Source organism: Streptomyces vinaceus, from assembly GCF_008704935.1.
Taxonomy (GTDB): Bacteria; Actinomycetota; Actinomycetes; order Streptomycetales; family Streptomycetaceae; genus Streptomyces; species Streptomyces vinaceus.
Map to the genome: position 1 here is coordinate 2,992,293 of NZ_CP023692.1, position 16,946 is coordinate 3,009,238.

At 71.9% G+C, this 16,946-nt stretch carries 17 protein-coding genes and 1 riboswitch; of the genes, 6 read left to right on the plus strand and 11 right to left on the minus strand.

Annotation, left to right across the window (positions count from 1 at the left end; all coding sequences use genetic code 11):
- Positions 1 to 32 precede the first annotated feature (32 nt).
- Positions 33 to 608, plus strand: a complete 576-nt coding sequence (locus tag CP980_RS13135) for a hypothetical protein (RefSeq protein WP_150528234.1) — start codon at positions 33 to 35, stop codon at positions 606 to 608.
- On the opposite strand, the gene CP980_RS13140 is transcribed toward CP980_RS13135, so the two are convergent.
- Complete coding sequence (locus CP980_RS13140) at positions 584 to 3,073, minus strand: DUF4132 domain-containing protein (protein WP_150528235.1); 2,490 nt, start codon at positions 3,071 to 3,073, stop codon at positions 584 to 586. The two genes, CP980_RS13135 and CP980_RS13140, sit on opposite strands and share 25 nt — an antisense overlap.
- Before the next feature lies 1 nt (position 3,074).
- Positions 3,075 to 3,284, minus strand: a complete 210-nt coding sequence (locus CP980_RS13145; protein ID WP_150528236.1) for a hypothetical protein — start codon at positions 3,282 to 3,284, stop codon at positions 3,075 to 3,077.
- A 139-nt stretch (positions 3,285 to 3,423) separates the two neighbouring features.
- Between CP980_RS13145 and CP980_RS13150 the strand changes: the two genes are divergently transcribed.
- From CP980_RS13150 to CP980_RS13160, 3 genes are read left to right on the plus strand one after another with little or no spacing between them, the layout of a single operon-like run.
- On the plus strand, positions 3,424 to 3,828 hold the full coding sequence (locus CP980_RS13150) for a hypothetical protein (RefSeq protein WP_132756185.1): 405 nt from the start codon (positions 3,424 to 3,426) through the stop codon (positions 3,826 to 3,828).
- A gap of 3 nt (positions 3,829 to 3,831) precedes the next feature.
- Positions 3,832 to 4,275, plus strand: coding sequence for a thiol-disulfide oxidoreductase DCC family protein (locus CP980_RS13155; RefSeq protein ID WP_132756183.1), 444 nt, complete (start codon positions 3,832 to 3,834; stop codon positions 4,273 to 4,275).
- 11 nt (positions 4,276 to 4,286) lie between these two features.
- Positions 4,287 to 5,054: a TetR family transcriptional regulator gene (locus CP980_RS13160; RefSeq protein WP_150528237.1), complete on the plus strand. Its 768-nt coding sequence runs from the start codon at positions 4,287 to 4,289 to the stop codon at positions 5,052 to 5,054.
- On the opposite strand, the gene CP980_RS13165 is transcribed toward CP980_RS13160, so the two are convergent.
- The 3 genes from CP980_RS13165 to CP980_RS13175 all read right to left on the minus strand — a co-directional run bounded on the left by CP980_RS13165 (position 5,041) and on the right by CP980_RS13175 (position 8,275).
- A complete protein-coding gene (locus CP980_RS13165) occupies positions 5,041 to 6,603 on the minus strand; it encodes an ABC transporter substrate-binding protein (RefSeq protein ID WP_150528238.1) in 1,563 nt (520 codons plus the stop codon). The genes CP980_RS13160 and CP980_RS13165 overlap by 14 nt on opposite strands.
- 140 nt (positions 6,604 to 6,743) lie before the next feature.
- Positions 6,744 to 8,018 (minus strand): metallophosphoesterase, encoded by a 1,275-nt coding sequence (locus tag CP980_RS13170; protein WP_150528239.1) that lies wholly within the window; start codon positions 8,016 to 8,018, stop codon positions 6,744 to 6,746.
- A complete protein-coding gene (locus CP980_RS13175; RefSeq protein WP_132756175.1) occupies positions 8,015 to 8,275 on the minus strand; it encodes an SCO4848 family membrane protein in 261 nt (86 codons plus the stop codon). Before CP980_RS13175 ends, CP980_RS13170 begins: the two co-directional genes overlap by 4 nt.
- A 121-nt stretch (positions 8,276 to 8,396) precedes the next feature.
- Between CP980_RS13175 and CP980_RS13180 the strand changes: the two genes are divergently transcribed.
- On the plus strand, positions 8,397 to 9,650 hold the full coding sequence (locus tag CP980_RS13180) for a D-alanyl-D-alanine carboxypeptidase family protein (RefSeq protein WP_229906947.1): 1,254 nt from the start codon (positions 8,397 to 8,399) through the stop codon (positions 9,648 to 9,650).
- 28 nt (positions 9,651 to 9,678) lie between these two features.
- Here CP980_RS13180 and CP980_RS13185 read toward each other — a convergent pair whose 3' ends face one another.
- From CP980_RS13185 to CP980_RS13200, 4 genes are all read right to left on the minus strand, one after another.
- A complete protein-coding gene (locus CP980_RS13185; protein WP_150528241.1) occupies positions 9,679 to 10,611 on the minus strand; it encodes a YihY/virulence factor BrkB family protein in 933 nt (310 codons plus the stop codon).
- Between the two features lie 166 nt (positions 10,612 to 10,777).
- Positions 10,778 to 11,398 (minus strand): 2'-5' RNA ligase family protein, encoded by a 621-nt coding sequence (locus CP980_RS13190; RefSeq protein WP_150528242.1) that lies wholly within the window; start codon positions 11,396 to 11,398, stop codon positions 10,778 to 10,780.
- A gap of 98 nt (positions 11,399 to 11,496) precedes the next feature.
- A complete protein-coding gene (gene trpS / locus CP980_RS13195; RefSeq protein WP_132756167.1) occupies positions 11,497 to 12,510 on the minus strand; it encodes a tryptophan--tRNA ligase in 1,014 nt (337 codons plus the stop codon).
- Positions 12,511 to 12,596: 86 nt separating this feature from the next.
- Positions 12,597 to 13,865: a serine hydroxymethyltransferase gene (locus CP980_RS13200; protein WP_150528243.1), complete on the minus strand. Its 1,269-nt coding sequence runs from the start codon at positions 13,863 to 13,865 to the stop codon at positions 12,597 to 12,599.
- Between the two features lie 35 nt (positions 13,866 to 13,900).
- Positions 13,901 to 13,991: riboswitch (ZMP/ZTP riboswitch) on the minus strand.
- A gap of 150 nt (positions 13,992 to 14,141) precedes the next feature.
- Between CP980_RS13200 and rocD the strand changes: the two genes are divergently transcribed.
- Positions 14,142 to 15,350, plus strand: coding sequence for an ornithine--oxo-acid transaminase (gene rocD / locus CP980_RS13205; RefSeq protein ID WP_132756163.1), 1,209 nt, complete (start codon positions 14,142 to 14,144; stop codon positions 15,348 to 15,350).
- A 68-nt stretch (positions 15,351 to 15,418) separates the two neighbouring features.
- Here rocD and CP980_RS13210 read toward each other — a convergent pair whose 3' ends face one another.
- The gene (locus tag CP980_RS13210; RefSeq protein ID WP_132756161.1) at positions 15,419 to 16,612 is read right to left on the minus strand and encodes a glutathionylspermidine synthase family protein; all 1,194 of its coding nucleotides are present in this window, start codon (positions 16,610 to 16,612) and stop codon (positions 15,419 to 15,421) included.
- A gap of 6 nt (positions 16,613 to 16,618) precedes the next feature.
- Complete coding sequence (locus tag CP980_RS13215) at positions 16,619 to 16,942, minus strand: hypothetical protein (protein ID WP_132756159.1); 324 nt, start codon at positions 16,940 to 16,942, stop codon at positions 16,619 to 16,621.
- Positions 16,943 to 16,946 lie beyond the last annotated feature (4 nt).

Genomic DNA, 16,946 nt, shown 5'->3' on the forward strand with positions numbered 1-16,946 from the left:
AGCCCGGGCGTGGCTGTGGAAAGATCGAGCGCATGAGCGAGCAGCAGCCGAATCCGTACTCAGGTGACAACGGGGCCCCCGGCGGCCCGGGTTATGGATATCCGCAGGGATATCCGGCGACTCCGGGGACTCCCGGGTACGGGTACCCGGCCACACCGCCCGCGTCCGGCTACGGGTACCCGGCCACACCGCCCGCGCCCGGGTACCAGCCGACCGTCGGCGGGGCCGGCATCCCCGCCCCCGTACAGCCCCCGGCGTACGGCAACGGGTCGGGCTTCGCCCTCGGCGACATCACCATCGCCGGGGACCAGATCATGACCCCGTCGGGCCCGATGCCGCTCAGGGGCGCGATGTGGAACGCCTCGGACCTCTCCCGCACCGAGACGAAGATCCCGGCGCACGCCATCGTGCTCGCGGTCATCTTCTTCCTGTTCTGCCTGCTCGGTCTGCTCTTCCTCCTCATGAAGGAGAAGACCACCACCGGCTACATCCAGGTCACCGTCACCAGCGGCGGCCGCCACCACTCCACGATGATCCCGGCGGCCGACGCGAGCACGTACCCCTGGGTGATGCAGCAGATCAACTACGCCCGTTCCCTCAGTATCTGACGGGTGATCGTCGGGTCGGTGATGCCGGTGTCGGCCGCCAGCATCATCGCCTTGCTGAGGATCAGCGCGAGCGTCCAGTCCCCCTCGAAGGGCAGGTAGCCGGTCTCCGGCCCGGAGGCCGAGCGCCCCGCCGGGACGATGCACAGGTACTGGTCGCCCGGATCCATGAGGATGTTCCCCGACCCGAGGTGGATCCGGTACGCGCGCAGCTCGCCCCGTACGTGCAGGAACCGGCCCTCGATCCGGCACCGGTCGGCGATGGCGAGCCGCGGTACCAGCCGCTCCAGCAGGCCCCGGCGGGTCTCGGCGGTCCGGCTCAGCTCGCCGAACCCGTACGAGGTCCAGTAGTCGCGGTAGCGGCCCTCGGGGCCGCCGTCCTGCCACGTCGGGTCGTTGCCGACGCTGGCCACCCCGACGAACAGGTCGACGTCGCGCAGGACTTCGCTGAGCACGAGCGCGGGCACCTCGGCCAGCGGAAGCGGGTCCACCGGGTCCGCACCGTCGCGCAGGTGCATCGTGTACGCGCCGCCGCAGGCGTGCGCCCAGTTGCGCGGGGCGCCGATCGGGTAGAAGCGCAGCTGGTCGGTGCGCAGCCGCAGGAAACTGCCCGAGTCGGTGAGGTGTCGGTAGTCGTCGCCGCCGTCGCCCTCGATCCAGTACTCGGCGCGCAGCCCCCACTGCGGCAGCTCGCGCACGGCGGGCGGGAGGCTGTCGTCCACGGCGAGGCGCAGCTTGTTGTGCCAGCCGCGGACGGCGGCCAGCGAGTGGAACTGGTGCTGGCGCAGGTAGTGCGCGGCGAACCGGTTGGAGTACGTGGCGGTGCGCAGCTCCGCGTCGGTCAGCGGGTACACCTCGCGGTGGGCCTGTTTGAACGGCTGGGTGATGCCGTGCCGTTCGATCCAGTCCCGCCAGGCGGCCGCCTCGGCCGGCTCGCGGTCGATGGGATGCCACAGCGTCACCTCGGCGCCCTCGGTGACCTCGGTGACCGGGGTGTCGTCGAGGGTGCGCAGCTCGCCGCCGGCGAAGCCTACCGGGGTGCCGTCCACCACCCAGAGCAGCCGCCGGGCCAGGGTCCCGACCAGCGGGTGGTCGACGTACCGTTCGCGCCACTTCCCGTACGCCCAGCGGCGGCGGGCGAGGAACTGCCGGTCCAGCCGCTCGGCCTGGGCCCCGAGCATCTTGTCGATGTCCTTGACGGCCGCCTTGAGCTCCTTGAGCTCCTCGGGGTGGTCGCGGCGCACGGCGGCGGGGACGCTCTTGACCGCCTTGCCGGCGGCGCTGCGCCAGCAGAGGACCGCCCTGGGGCCGCGGACCTCCACGACGGCGGTGGTCCCGCCCAGCGCCCGCTCGGCCCGGCCGACGCCGGTGAGCCCGTACGCCGGCACCGCGAGCTCCTCGATCTCCTCCCGGCCGAGGCCCAGGGCGACGGCCCGCGCCTCCAGGGCGGTGTCCAGCACCTTGAGGGTGCCCTTGAAGGTCACCCGGGTGGCCAGCCGGGCCAGCTCGGCCAGGGCGGCCTCGCTGTCGATGAGGGAGAGGGCGGTGACCCCGGCATTGGCCACCTTGGGGGCCCGCGGGCCCAGGCCCGCGACCTTGCGCAGCGAGGTCTCGACGAGCGAGCCGAGGACCCGCGCCGTCTCCGGGTGCGGGGGCAGGAAGGACAGCAGCCAGGCCAGGCCGCGCAGGGCGTTGGCGTTGTAGGGGTCGAACGTGTCGTTCGGGTTCGGCCCGAACCGCTCCTCGCCCAGGGGGAGGGTGCGGGGCGCGCCGACGAGCCGGAGCCAGCCGAGCAGCCGCTCGCGCACCTCGTCCTCCCCCGCCTCCTCGACCAGCGCCCGGCCGGCCTTCTCCCACGTGGCGGTGGGCCTGGCGGCGGTCGCGGTCGCGGCGTGCGCGAGGAGGGCGTGCCAGCGCTCCCCGTCGGCCAGCGCCCGGTCCGCCCAGGCCTCGCCGACGTTGAGCACGGGTTCGGTCAGGCGCGCGGCGATCACGACGACCGGCTGGTAGCCGTACGCGGACAGGGCGCTGCGGCGCAGGGCGGCGACGACGGCCGGCGCCACCGGACGGCCCGCGGCGAGCTCGGCGAGCACCAGCTCCGGCACCCAGCCGTGGTATCCGGTCCCGCTCATGCGGCCGATCTCGTCGAGCTTCTCGCGGCGGGCGGCGTGGAGCGCTTCGCCCCAGGGCAGGTCCCGGCCGACGGCGGCGGCGAGGCCCAGGGCGTTGGCCCGGGCGCCGGACTCCCCCGCCAGGGAGGCGAGGGTGTGGCCGAGCTCGTCCACGAGCCGCTGCCGGAACCCGGCGGGCCGGGCGTTCACGTCGGCGACGAGCTGCGCCGCCTCCTTGTTGTTCTGCCAGTGGCCGCTGTAGGCGATGGCGGCCTTGAGCAGCGCGGTCGCCAGCTCCGGGGCGTCCTCCTGCGCCAGGGCCCGGTAGGCGGCTTCGGCGTAGGCGCGGTCGGCCATGTCAGCCACCCGCCAGGGCGACGAGCTTGAGGAAGGTGACCTCGGTGCCGAGCGGCAGGTCGACGACCTCGTCGAGCTCGGTCACCTGGCGGTCCCCGACGAGCACGAGGATCAACTCGCGCAGCGCGAGCCGCTCTTCGGCCACCTCGAACTCCCACCCGCCGGCCCGGTCGCCGGAGGTCGCCTCGTCGACGAACGTCACCCTTGCCATGCCCGAAGCCTAGGGCCCCCCTCCGACAGCGCCCGCCGCGCTGGGTCGCAACGGCCGCCGAGATCGCTTGAACCTGTTCAAAAAGAGGTCTACAGTCAGTCCTGCCAACGAGTTGAACACGTTCAAGGGGGCAGAGGCAATGGACCTCACCGTCGTCGCATACGTCATCTACCTGCTCATCAGCATCGCGCTGACCGTCTGGGTCGCCCGTACGCTCAGCCGCAACGGCCGCATCTTCATCGCCGACGTCCTGCACGGGAACGAGAAGCTCGCGGACGCCGTGAACCACCTCCTGGTGGTGGGGTTCTACCTCGTCAACATCGGCTTCGTGACGCTCTACCTGCGTTCGGACGCCGGCATCGACTCGGCCCGCCGGCTGTTCGAGGCACTGTCGGTCAAGCTCGGCGTCGTCCTGCTCGTCCTCGGCGTCATGCACCTCGGCAACGTCTGGGTGCTGAACAAGATGCGCCGTCGCGGGATCATGGAGCGCCAGCAGACCCCGCCGGTCGCCCCGCAGGGGTGGACCGCTCCGGCCGGGGCCTGAGCGATGACCGCGGCCACGACGGTGCAGCCGACCCGGCACCTGACCGTGCTGTACGACGCCGACTGCCCGCTCTGCGTCCACATCCGGCACTGGCTCCTCGGCCAGCGCTGGCTGGTGCCGCTGCGGCTGATCCCGGCCGCGTCCTTCGCGGCGCGGGGGAAGTTCCCGCAGCTCGACCACGCCTCCACGCTCCGCGAGATCACCGTCATCGGGGACTCGGGGCAGGTGTGGACCGGGACCGATGCCTTCATCGTGTGCCTGTGGGCGCTGGCGGAGCACCGGCCGAAGGCCAACTGGCTCGCCACCGCCGCGGGCCGGCCCTTCGCCCGGGCCGCCATGTACACGGCCTCCGCCTGGCGGCAGGCGGTACGGACCGGACCCGGGCCCGAGGGCGAAGTGGAGCCGCAGGCCCCGGCCTGTGGCGACCACTGCGCCGTACCCGGCTAGGCTCGTACACCGTGACTGATCAGAAGGCTCCCAAGAGCGAGCAGACCCGCACGCTCATCCTCGAAACCGCGCTCCGTCTCTTCCAGGAGCGCGGCTTCGACAAGACGACCATGCGGGCCATCGCCAAGGAGGCAGGGGTCTCGGTCGGCAACGCCTACTACTACTTCGCCTCGAAGGAACACCTGGTCCAGGGGTTCTACGACCGGATCGGCGCCGCGCACCAGGCGGCGGTCCGGCCCATCCTGGACAGCGAGACCGATCTGCAGAAGCGGCTCGCGGGCGTGCTGACGACCTGGCTCGACATCGCCGCCCCGTACCACGAGTTCGCCTCCCAGTTCTTCAAGAACGCGGCGGACCCCGAGAGTCCGCTCAGCCCCTTCTCCCCCGAATCGGAACCCGCGCGCCAGGCGGCGATCGAGATGCACCGCGAGGTGCTGGCGGGCGCGAAGACGAAGGTGCCGGCCGAACTGGCCGACGTACTGCCGGAGCTGATGTGGCTCTCGCAGATGGGGCTCGTCCTGTACTGGGTCTTCGACCGCTCCCCCGACAGCGAGAAGACGCGGCGGCTCGCGGAGCGCGGCGCGCAGCTGACGACGCGGGGCATCGTCCTGGCCCGGTTCCGGGTGCTGCGGCCGCTGGTGCGCGAGGTCCACGAGCTGTTCGCGGACTTCCTGCCGGGGATGGCGCAGACGGCGGTGTCGAGGAAGAAGCGGGCGTCCGACCCGGATGCCGACTTCGACCCCACGGCCGGCGCCGACGGTGCGGCTACAGCCAGTTGAGCTCCCACAGGCGCCAGACCCCGGTGCCGTCGGAGAGGTACTGGGTGCCGGAGACGGACTCGCGCGACATCACGTAGTCCTTCTTCTGCCAGATCGGCAGCACCGGGATCTGCTGGGAGACCAGCTTCTGGAGCTCGCGGAAGTCGCCGGCGGCCTGGCCCCGGTCCGAGAAGGACTGGGTGCGGGCGATGAGCCCGTCGACGGCCTTGTCCGAGAAGCCGTTGTTCATGCTGGAGTCGGCGCCGACGAGCGGGGCGAGGAAGTTGTCCGCGTCCGGGAAGTCGGCGATCCAGCCGATGGTGTAGGCGTCGAACTCACCGGCCGCGTAGGCCTTCTGGAAGTCGGCCCACTGTTCGACAGTCTTGACCTTGATCTGGAAGAGCCCGGTGGCCGTGAGCTGCTTCGCGATCTCGTCCGCCTCGGCGACGTTCGGGCCGCGCGAGTACACGCCGAGGGTCAGGGAGACCGGGGCGGTGATCCCGGCGTCCTTGAGGAGCTTCTTCGCGGCGGCGCCGTTGGGCGTCGGGTACGTGTCGAAAAACGGGGTGCTGTGCGAGGAGATCCCGGCCGGGACGAGGGAGTAGAGCGGGGTGACCGTGCCGTGGTGGATGTCGCCGGCCACCTTGGAGCGGTCGATGACGGCGGCGACGGCCTGGCGCACGGCGAGCGGCGCGGCCGGGGAGCCGGAGCGCACGTTGAAGACGATGTTGCGGGTCTCCGAGCCTCCGGAGGCCTGGTACTTGGTGTCCTTCAGGCCGGGGTTGAGGCCAGCGAGCACCTCCGGCGGCATGTCGCGGTGGGCGATCTCGATCTGGTGGTCGGTCCAGGCCTGGTTGAGCTGGGCGGAGTCCTTGTAGTACCGGACGGTGACGGCCGTCTTGCCGGGCTGCCTGGGCTGGCCGCGGTAGGCCTGGTTCGGCTTGAGCTCGGCGCTGGTGCCGGCCTGGTACGCGCCGAGGGTGAAGGGGCCGGAGCCGTCGACCTTGCCGTCCTCGCGCAGGGCCTTCGCCGGGTACTTCTCCTTGTCGACGATCGAGGCGGCACCCGTCGCGATCTTGAAGGGGAAGGTGGCGTCGGGCGCGGAGAGCGTGAAGGTGATGGTGCGGCCCTCGGCCTTGACCGACTGGAGGGTGTTGAAGAGCGGCGCCGGACCCTGGTCGGAGTTGATCGCCTTGATCCGGTCGAAGGAGTGCTTGACGTCCTCGGCGGTGATCGCCCGCCCGTTCGAGAACTTCAGGTCGGGGCGGAGCTCGCACGCGTACGTGGTGAGCTGCGTGCCGGTGAACTTGCAGGACGAGGCCGCGTCCGGGACCGGGGTGTCGGAGCCGGACTTGATCGTCAGCAGCGACTGGTAGACGTTGCTGAAGAGGGCCCAGGAGCCCGCGTCGTACGCCCCGGCGGGGTCGAGGGACGAGACCACGTCGCTCGTCCCGACCCGCAGGGCGGTCCCGCTGCCGCGGCCCTCCTCCGGAAGCAGCTGCCAGGCGCCGGCACCGGCGACGCCGATCACCAGCCCCGCCGCGATGACCTTCGAGCGGACAGACTTCACCCTTGACCCCACCCCACCCATGAAAATGCCATGGTTTGACTCGCTGACCGGATCCCCATGTCCGATTAACGGTCATCCCATCATGGAAATTCAGCCCCGGGAAGGCCGATTCACGGCGGGTCGCTACCGGTTGCGCCCGGTCACGCCTGGTATGAGGCGAGTTCGACGACCGTGATGTCGGAGGGGGCGCCGACCCTGACCGGCGGCCCCCAGGCGCCGGCGCCGCGCGATACGTAGAGCTGGGTGTCGCCGTAGCGCTCCAGGCCGGCGACCGTGGGGTTGGCGAGTTCGGCGAGGTAGTTGCCCGGCCAGAGCTGGCCGCCGTGGGTGTGGCCGGAGAGCTGGAGGTCGACGCCGTGGCGGACGGCGTCGTGGATGACGACCGGCTGGTGCGCCATGAGCACGGCGGTGCGGGCCGGGTCGCGGTCGCCGAGGGCGGCCGTGAAGTCCGGCCCGTGGCCCTCCGTCTCCCCCGCCACGTCGTTGACCCCGGCGAGGTCGAAGTACGGGAGGGCCCGGCGGGCGTTCTCCAGGGGGGTGAGGCCGAGCTCGCGGACGTGGTCGACCCACTGCTGCGCGCCGGAGAAGTACTCGTGGTTGCCGGTGACGAAGTACGTGCCGTGCCGGGCGGAGAGCCGGCGCAGGGGCTCGGCGGCGGGGCCGAGGTCGTGGACGCTGCCGTCGACGAGGTCGCCGACGACGGCGATGAGGTCGGGCTGCGTGCGGTTGACCGTCTCGACGATACGGGTGGTGTGGGCGCGGCCGAGGACGGGGCCGAGGTGGATGTCGCTGACGACGGCTATGCGGAAGCCGTGGGCGGCGCGGGGCAGTTTGGCCAGGGGGACCTGGACGCGCTTGACGCGGGGGCCGCGCAGGACCCCGTACGTGCCGTGGGCGACGGTGGCGGTGGCCGTGAGGGCGGCCGCGCCGCCCACCGCCCGTGCGACGAACTGGCGGCGGGTGGCCCCGCCGGGGGCCGGCGCCGGCTCGGGCGCCGCGGCGGGCGCCCCGGCCGGCGGGGCCGGGGTGACCGGGGTGACCGGGGTGACCGGGGTGACCGGGGTGACCGGGGTGACCGGGGTGACCGGGTCGGTACCGGGCTTCCGGCGGAGCAGGAACGCGCGGACGGGCTCCGCCACTGCCATCGCGAGGCTCAGGTACAGCAGGACCGCCAGCCACATGTAACCCGGCCAGGCCACCGACTGTTGGAGCCAGAAGGGGGCGCCGGCGCGGCCCGCGGTGAGGGCGGCCAGGGAGAGGAGCGGGAGTGCGAAGGCCAGGGCGGTGCCGATGCGGCGCACCGCGGCGCGCGGGCGCGTCGTATCGCGGACCAGGCGGACCCACAGCCACCGGTGGACCAGCACCAGCAGGGCCAGGACCGTCAGCCCGATCCCCGCGAAGAGCACGGTCCTCACGCGCCGGGACCCCGGCGTGATGTGCGCCGCAGCGCGAGGAGGCCGCGCAACCCGATCACACCAACGGCCGTCCCCAGGAGAAAGGAGGCGATGGCCAGGAGAAGGTGGACCCAGAAGTAGGCCGTCGGCTCGCCCGCCGCGTCGAATGCCAGACCACTGGCGTCCTTCCACAGGTTCCGGACGAAAGTTGCCCAGATGAACCAGCTCCACACTCCGAAGGCGAGCAGGAACCAGGAGACGGCGCGGCTGAGTTTCATGCCCCCAGTATCGGTTTGGTCCCCAGGACGGACGCGCCGGGGTGGGCTGTCCCGGCGGTGGTTCGGCCGCGTTGGCCGGTCCCTGACGGCAGAGAGCCGATATGGATGTACTTTCACCTGCGTGTCTGCAAAGAAGACTGCACTGACGGTCCTTTCCGCCGGCCTGCTGGTCCCCGCGATGCTCGTGGTGCCCGCGCACGCCGCGCCCACCCCGCCCTCGGACGGGAAGGCGCAGCCGCCCAAGGCGCCCGCGGCGGCCGCGCCGCCGGCGTCGATGTCCACCGTCGGCGGCGCCCTGCTCGGCAAGCCGGGGGTGCAGGTGAACCCGCTGGCGGGGGCCCCCGCCCTGCCGACGAGCCTGACGGGGCGTTCGTGGATCGTGGCCGACGCCGACACCGGCGAGGTGCTGGCCGCCAACAACGCGCACTGGCGGCTGCCCCCGGCGTCCACCCTGAAGATGCTCTTCGCGGACACGGTGCTGCCCGGCCTCCCCAAGGACCAGGTCCACAAGGTCACCGAGCAGGAGATGGAGGGCGTCGGCGCCGGCTCCAGCCTGGTCGGGGTCAAGGAGGACCACGAGTACTCGGTGCACGACCTGTGGCTCGGGGTGTTCCTGCGGTCCGGGAACGACGCCGTGCACGTGCTGGCCGCCATGAACGGCGGCATCGACAAGACCGTCAAGGACATGCAGGCGCACGCCGAGGAGCTCCAGGCCCTGGACACGCACGTGGTCTCCCCGGACGGGTACGACGCCCCCGAGCAGGTGTCCAGCGCGTACGACCTCAGCCTCATCGCCCGCTCCGGCCTGCAGAAGCAGGACTTCCGGGAGTACTGCGGGACGGCCGAGGCGAAGTTCCCGGGGCGCCAGGAGCCCGGGAAGCCCCGGGAGTACTTCGAGATCCAGAACACCAACCGGCTGATGACGGGCTCCGGCGGGCTCTCCCCGTACAAGGGCATCGCGGGGGTGAAGAACGGGAACACCACGATGGCCGGATCGACCTTCACCGGCGCGGCCCAGCAGGGCAACAAGAAGCTGCTCGTGACGGTGATGAACCCGGCCGCGGGCGGGCTGAACTCGGTCTACGAGGAGACCGCCGACCTCTTCGACTGGGGCTTCGCGGCGATCGGCAAGGTCAAGCCGGTGGGCGAGCTGGTCCCGCCGAAGAGCGCGGACACCTCCTCGCTGGGCTCCCCCGCCCAGTCGCACGAGAAGAACCCCTCGGCGGCCGGTGCGGGTGCGGGGGGCGGTGTCGGCACCGCGCTCGGGGTCGCGGGCGGGGCGCTGGCCGTGATCGCGGGCGGGGCGTACGCGGTCAACCGGCGCTGGCCGCGGGGCCCGCGCGGCCGCCGCACCGGCGGCGGCCACACGTCCTAGGCGCCCGACGTCCGGGGCGCCCGACGTCCTAGGCGCCCTTGGCCTCCGTGGGCGCGGGGGCCGCAGGCTCCTGCGGGTCCTGTGCGCCGTCGCCGTTCGCGTCGCCGTCCGCGCCGGCGCGGGTGGCCGTCCAGGCGGAGCAGAACAGCAGCAGCTTCGCCATCAGGTTGATCCAGATCAGCAGGGCGACCGGCACGCCGAAGGCCCCGTACATGCTCTTCGCGGCGACCCCGCGCATATAGCCGCTGAGCAGCAGTTTCAGCAGTTCGAAGCCGGCCGCGCCGATGAGGGCGGCCTGGATGAGCCGGCGGCGCGGCGGTTCGACGCCGGGCAGCAGCGTCAGTACGTACAGCAGGATCAGGAAGGCGGCGACGACGCCGACGAGGAAGGCCCCGGCGCGCAGGAGCACGCCGCCCGCGCCGTGCTGGGGCACCCCCAGCCAGCCGCCGAACTTGCCGACCGCGCTGGAGCCGAGGATCGAGGCGGCGGCCGAGGCCAGGCCCACGCCGCCGAGGCCGACGAGGACGAGCGCGTCCTTGCCCTTGCGGAGGATGGGGTTGCCCAGGTCTTCGTCGTCCTTGTCCCACACCGCGCGCAGGCAGTCCCGCATCGAGCCGACCCACCCGATGCCGGTGACGAGCAGCAGGGCCGCGGCGACGAGCCCGATCGTGCCGGCGTTGGCGACGAGGCCCTCGATGTCGAGCTGCTCGGAGATGCCGGGGACCTGCTCGGAGAGGTTCTTCTGGAGCCGGTCCAGCTGGTCCTGGCTGAGCAGCCCCGCGCCGATCGCGGCGGCCACGGTGATCAGGGGGAAGAGGGCGAGGAAACTGATGAAGGTGATCGCGGCGGCGAGCCGGCTCCAGTGGACGCGGTCGAGGCGTTCGTAGGCGCGCCAGGCGTGGGTCCGCATCAGGCGGAGCACCAGCGGGCCGATCACCGGGAGTTTCGTCAGCCAGTCCATGGGGTCACGGTAAATGAGGGAGCGGAAATAGCCGGGATTGCCGGGTTCGGCCGCTACGGTCGTCGATTGTGACTTTTCGCGAAGTGCTTCCGACGGGCTGTTCATTCCCCACTCTGGTCCTACGTACGCTCCGCTTCCACGTCCGCAAGACCCTCGGGCCGCTGCGTCAGGAGCGCCGTGCCGCGCCGTCGCCCGCGGGCCCGGCGGCCGGCGCCGCCTCATCGACCGGTGAGCCCGACTGCGCCGGGACCCCGGCGATCGGGCCCGTGCCGAAAGGGTATTCGCGCAGCTTGCGCCAGACCCCGTCCGAGCCCTGCTCGTAGAGGGCGAAACCGGTGCAGGTCCACTGCGCCTCGTAGTCGGCGAGGGCCGCGAACGCCCGGTCCATCGCCTCCTCGGAGATCCCGTGGGCGACCGTGACGTGCGGGTGGTACGGGAACGCCAGCTCGCGGTTGAGCGGCCCGTCCGGGTCGCGGACCAGGCCCTGGAGCCGGGTGCAGCCCGTACCGCCCTCGACGACCTTGACGAAGACGACCGGCGAGAGCGGGCGGAAGGTTCCCGTCCCCTCCAGCCGCATCCGGAAGGGGCCGAAGGCGGCCGCGACCTCGGCCAGGTGGGCCCGGATCTCCGGCAGCCGGTCCGCCTCCACCTCGGTGGGCGGGACGAGGGTGACATGCGTGGGGATGCCGTGCGCGGCAGCGTCCCCGAAGCCGGCGCGCAGCTGCTGCAGCCGGCTGCCGTACGGCTCCGGGACCGCGATCGAAACGCCGAGCGTTACGGTCCCCACGTATGTCTCCTCCGTCGTCTGGTGTGTACGGGTTGCGTACGGGTCCTGCCGACCCAGTGTGGGGCCAGCACCCCCCGGATTGCCAGGGCCTCCTGGACTCAGTGCTTGGCGGGCACCAGGCCGAGGCGGTCGTACGCCTGCGCCAGGGTCTCGGCGGCGACCGCGCGGGCCTTCTCCGCTCCCTTGGCCAGGATGGAGTCCAGGGTCTCCGGGTCGTCCAGGTACTCCTGGGTGCGCTGCTTGAACGGTGTGACGAAATCGACCATCACGCCGGCCAGGTCCGTCTTGAGCGCGCCGTAGCCCTTGCCCTCGTAGCGGGCTTCGAGGGCGGGGACGGACTCCCCCGTGAGGGTGGAGTAGATCGTGAGCAGGTTGCTGACGCCGGGCTTGTTCTCGGTGTCGAAGCGGATCACCGCCTCGGTGTCGGTGACCGCGCTCTTGATCTTCTTCTCGGTGACCTTGGGCTCGTCGAGGAGGTTGATCAGGCCCTTGGGGGAGGACGCGGACTTCGACATCTTGATCGAGGGGTCCTGGAGGTCGTAGATCTTCGCGACCTCCTTGACGATGTGCGCGGCGGGGACCGTGAAGGTCCGGCCGTAGCGCTGGTTGAAGCGCTCCGCGAGGTCGCGGGTCAGCTCGATGTGCTGGCGCTGGTCCTCGCCCACGGGTACGGCGTTCGCCTGGTAGAGCAGGATGTCGGCGACCTGGAGGATCGGGTACGTGAAGAGCCCGACGCTGGCGCTGTTGACGCCGCCCTTGGCGGACTTGTCCTTGAACTGGGTCATCCGGCTGGCCTCGCCGAAGCCGGTGATGCAGTTCATGACCCAGCCGAGCTGTGCGTGCTCGGGGACGTGGCTCTGGATGAAGAGCGTGCAGCGGTCCGGGTCGAGGCCGGCGGCGAGCAGCTGGGCCGCGGAGAGGCGGGTATTGGCGCGCAGGTCCTTCGGATCCTGCGGCATGGTGATCGCGTGCAGGTCGACGACCATGTAGAACGCGTCGTGCGTCTCCTGGAGGGCGACGTACTGGCGGATGGCTCCGAGGTAGTTCCCGAGGTGGAACGAGCCGGAGGTGGGCTGGATGCCGGAGAGCGCGCGAGGACGATCAGAAGCCATGGCCCCATTCTCTCAGGTACGAGGGCACTGCCGGTCCGCACCCGTCCGCAATCCCCCCGGGGCCGGAGCCCCGGGGAGGGGGCCGGTCAGGAGAGCGGGAGGCCCGGGGCGGGGTGGGCCGCCATGAGGTCCGCGACCTCCGCGCGGATCGCGGCGAGGGCCGCCTCGTCCTGCTTCGCGGCGGCGTCCACGGCCCGGGAGATCCACTCGGCCACCACCGGCATGTGGCCGGTGCCCAGGCCCCGCGAGGTCAGCGACGGCGTGCCGATGCGGATGCCCGACGGGTCGAACGGCTTGCGCGGGTCGAACGGGACCGTGTTGTAGTTCACGACGATCCCCGCGCGGTCCAGCGCCTTGGCCGCCACCTTGCCCGGCACCCCCCGCGAGGTGAGGTCCATCAGGATCAGGTGGTTGTCCGTACCGCCCGACACCAGGTCGAAGCCCCGCTCCAGCAGCGCCGCCGCCAGGGCCTTGGCATTGGCGACGACCGCGTGCGCGTACGTGACGAACGACGGCTGCGCCGCCTCGTGCAGGGCCACCGCGATGCCCGCGGTCGTCTGGTTGTGCGGACCTCCCTGGAGGCCCGGGAAGACCGCCTTGTCGATGGCCTTCGCGTGCTCCTCCTTGCACATCAGCATCGCGCCCCGGGGGCCGCGCAGCGTCTTGTGCGTGGTCGTGGAGACGACGTCCACGTGCCCGACCGGCGAGGGGTGCGCCCCGCCCGCGATCAGGCCGGCGATGTGCGCCACGTCCGCGACGAGGACCGAGCCCGCCTCGCGGGCGATCGAGGAGAACGCCTCGAAGTCGATCGTGCGCGGCAGCGCCGTACCGCCACAGAAGATGATCTTCGGGCGCTCCGCCAGCGCGAGCTCCCGTACGGCGTCGTAGTCGATCAGGCCGTCCTCGGCGCGGACCCCGTACTGCACGCCCCGGAACCAGGACCCCGTCGCCGAGACCCCCCAGCCGTGCGTCAGGTGGCCGCCCATCGGCAGGGCCATGCCCATCACCGTGTCGCCCGGCTCGGCGAAGGCCAGGTACACGGCGAGGTTCGCCGGGGAGCCGGAGTACGGCTGGACGTTGGCGTGGTCCACCCCGAACAGGCCCTTCGCCCGCTCGACGGCCAGCGCCTCGACGCGGTCGATGTTCTGCTGGCCCTCGTAGTAGCGGCGGCCGGGGTAGCCCTCGCTGTACTTGTTCTGCAGCACGGTGCCGGAGGCTTCGAGCACGGCGGCGGACACGTAGTTCTCGCTGGGGATCAGGCGCAGGGTCTGCGCCTGCAAGGTCTCCTCGGCGGCGACGAAGGACGCCAGCTCGGGGTCGACCGTGGTCAGGGCGGGGTGGCGGCTCGCGCTCATGGCGGCTCCTCCGGGGTCGATGTCAGGTCTCGTCCCCGCGAGGCCCAGGCGAGCGGCCCTGTATGCGGTCGTACGCGCACGACTCCCCCGGAGTTGGTTCTCCGTACGCCAGTCGCCGTGCGTACCGCCCACCTTAGCGGGCGGTCCACAAGAAAGGTTTCCCCGTCCGGTATACGAGCGACGTATAGCCGTATACAAGGTGACGTGACGCAGGTGACGCCACCCCCGTCACCCTCGCCCCTCCATCCCGCCCGCACACCGACGATCGGAGACCCCGTGTCGACCACTGCCGAAGCCCTGCACTCCGCCGAGGCGCACAGTGCGCACAACTACCACCCGCTGCCCGTCGTCGTGGCGTCCGCGGAAGGCGCGTGGATGACCGATGTGGAGGGCCGCCGGTTCCTGGACATGCTCGCCGGCTACTCGGCGCTCAACTTCGGCCACGGCAACCGCCGTTTGCTGGACGCGGCCAAGGCGCAGCTGGAGCGGGTCACCCTCACCTCGCGGGCCTTCCACCACGACCGGTTCGCCGACTTCTGCCGCGAACTGGCCGCGCTGTGCGGCAAGGAGATGGTGCTGCCGATGAACACGGGCGCGGAGGCCGTGGAAACGGCGGTCAAGACCGCCCGCAAGTGGGGCTACGAGGTCAAGGGCGTGCCGGACGGGCAGGCCAAGATCGTGGTCGCGGCCAACAACTTCCACGGCCGTACGACGACCATCGTGAGCTTCTCCACGGACCACGAGGCGCGCGACCACTACGGGCCCTACACCCCCGGGTTCGAGATCGTTCCGTACGGGGACCTGACCGCGCTGGCGGAGGCCGTCACCGCGAACACCGTGGCCGTGCTGCTGGAGCCGATCCAGGGCGAGGCCGGGGTGCTGGTGCCGCCGGCCGGTTACCTGCGGGGCGTGCGGGAGCTCACGCGCGAGCGGAACGTGCTGTTCATGGCGGACGAGATCCAGTCGGGGCTGGGCCGGACCGGCAGGACCTTCGCGTGCGAGCACGAGGACGTCGTGCCGGACGTGTACATCCTCGGCAAGGCGCTGGGCGGCGGCGTGGTCCCGGTCTCGGCCGTGATCGCCGACCGGGACGTGCTCGGGGTGTTCCGCCCCGGCGAGCACGGCTCCACCTTCGGCGGCAACCCGCTGGCCTGCGCGGTCGCCCTGGAGGTGATCGCGATGCTGCGCACCGGCGAGTACCAGCAGCGCGCCACCGAGCTCGGCGACCACCTGCACCGGGAGCTGAACCTGCTGGTCGGCGGCGGCGCGGTGACCGCCGTACGCGGGCGGGGGCTGTGGGCGGGCGTCGACATCGACCCGGCGCACGGTACGGGCCGGCAGATCTCGGAGGCGCTGATGGAGCGGGGGGTGCTGGTCAAGGACACGCACGGGTCGACGATCCGCATCGCGCCCCCGCTGGTGATCAGCAAGGAGGACCTGGACTGGGGCCTGGACCAGCTGCGCGAGGTCCTGGCCGCGGGCTGACCCGTCCCGCCGCCGGGCGCGGCCGGGCCGGCCGCGCCCGGCGGCGTCCGGCCGCGCCCGCGGCGGCGCTACAGGATGACGTGGGGCAGGAAGCGGGCGTACTCGTCCGTGACCGGGCCCGACGACTCGCGGATGCCCAGGCCCGCCGCCTCCTCCTCGACGACCCAGGCGCCGAGCACCACGCGGTTGCCGTCGAAGTCGGGGAGCGGGGCCAGGCCCTGGAAGACGTACGTCTCCCCCTCGGCCGGGGTGAAGGGCTCGGCGCCGCCCGCCGGGTGCAGGGTGACCCCGGCCCCCTCGCGGCCCAGCAGCGGCTTCGCCGCGTACCCGGTGGTGCCGGCGAGCTCGCGCGGGCCGTCCAGGTAGGCGGGCAGCAGGTTCGGGTGCTCGGGGAAGAGCTCCCACAGGACGGCCAGCAGCGCCTTGTTGGACAGCAGCATCTTCCACAGCGGCTCGATCCAGACGGTGGTGCCGGAGCCGCCGCCGTGGTCGTACGTGCCGAGGACCTGGGGGGCGAAGGGGTCGGTGGCCAGCCATTCCCACGGGTAGAGCTTGAAGCAGCTGCGGATGAACCCGAGCTTCTGGTCCACGAACCGGCCCGACAGGCCGTCCCAGCCGATCTGTTCGACGGACAGCGCCTCCGTCTCCAGGCCCGCCTGCTCGGCGGTCTCCTGGAGGTAGGCGACCGTCATCAGGTCCTCGCCGAGCTCGTCGGTCTCGGAGTGCGCGAAGTGCAGCGGGCCGGGCGGCAGCAGTTCCGCCTGCCGGCGCCAGGCGTCGACGAGCCGCTCGTGGAGGGAGTTCCACTGGTCGGCGCCGGGGAAGCGCTCCTCCATCCAGAACCACTGCGGACTGGCCGCCTCCACGAGGGAGGTGGGGGTGTCCGCGTTGTACTCCAGCATCTTGGCCGGGCTGCCGGAGCCGTCGTAGCGCAGGTCGAACCGGCCGTAGAGGGAGGGCTGTTCGGCGCGCCGGCGCCAGGACTCGGCGATCAGCGCGGCCAGCTTCGGGTCGCTGATGCCGAGGTCCGCGAAGCGGTCGTGCTCGACGATGTGCGCGGCCGCGGCCAGGCACATGGCGTGCAGCTCCTCGACGACGTTCTCCAGCGCCTCCACCTCGGGGAGCGAGAAGGAGTAGTACGCGCTCTCGTCCCAGTAGGGGCGCAGGGAGTCGTCGGGGTAGCGGGTGAGGGGATAGATCAGCCCCTGCTCCTCGACGGTCTTCTGCCAGTCGGGGCGCGGCTCGATGGTGTGGCGCTGCACGCTGGATCAGCCGCCCGAGGAGCTCTTGTGGCTGCCGCCGATGCCGCCGCGGGTGACGGCGGACTTGTCGAAGCTGCCGCCGCTGACGCGGTTGTTGCTCGCGACGGAGCCGCCGTAGTAGTAGGAGCCGCGGCCGCCGCTCTTGCACTCCTTGGTGTTCAGCTTCTCCATGGTGGCGCGGTCCGCGCAGCGCTTGTCGGGCTCGCTGCTGCTGCCGCAGGCCACGAGCGCGGCGGCGAGCAGGCCCATGCCGCCGAGGGCGACGCCGCCGGAGCGCATGCGGCGGCGCGTGGTGTCGGTCGTTCTGCTGCCCGTACTGCTGTCGTCCATGGCG

Coding starts and splice junctions, on each gene's coding strand:
- CP980_RS13135 (WP_150528234.1), top strand. CDS start 33: ATGAGCGAGCAGCAGCCGAATCCGTACTCAGGTGACAACGGGGCCCCC.
- CP980_RS13140 (WP_150528235.1), bottom strand. CDS start 3,073: ATGGCCGACCGCGCCTACGCCGAAGCCGCCTACCGGGCCCTGGCGCAG.
- CP980_RS13145 (WP_150528236.1), bottom strand. CDS start 3,284: ATGGCAAGGGTGACGTTCGTCGACGAGGCGACCTCCGGCGACCGGGCC.
- CP980_RS13150 (WP_132756185.1), top strand. CDS start 3,424: ATGGACCTCACCGTCGTCGCATACGTCATCTACCTGCTCATCAGCATC.
- CP980_RS13155 (WP_132756183.1), top strand. CDS start 3,832: ATGACCGCGGCCACGACGGTGCAGCCGACCCGGCACCTGACCGTGCTG.
- CP980_RS13175 (WP_132756175.1), bottom strand. CDS start 8,275: ATGAAACTCAGCCGCGCCGTCTCCTGGTTCCTGCTCGCCTTCGGAGTG.
- CP980_RS13185 (WP_150528241.1), bottom strand. CDS start 10,611: ATGGACTGGCTGACGAAACTCCCGGTGATCGGCCCGCTGGTGCTCCGC.
- trpS (WP_132756167.1), bottom strand. CDS start 12,510: ATGGCTTCTGATCGTCCTCGCGCGCTCTCCGGCATCCAGCCCACCTCC.
- CP980_RS13200 (WP_150528243.1), bottom strand. CDS start 13,865: ATGAGCGCGAGCCGCCACCCCGCCCTGACCACGGTCGACCCCGAGCTG.
- CP980_RS13215 (WP_132756159.1), bottom strand. CDS start 16,942: ATGGACGACAGCAGTACGGGCAGCAGAACGACCGACACCACGCGCCGC.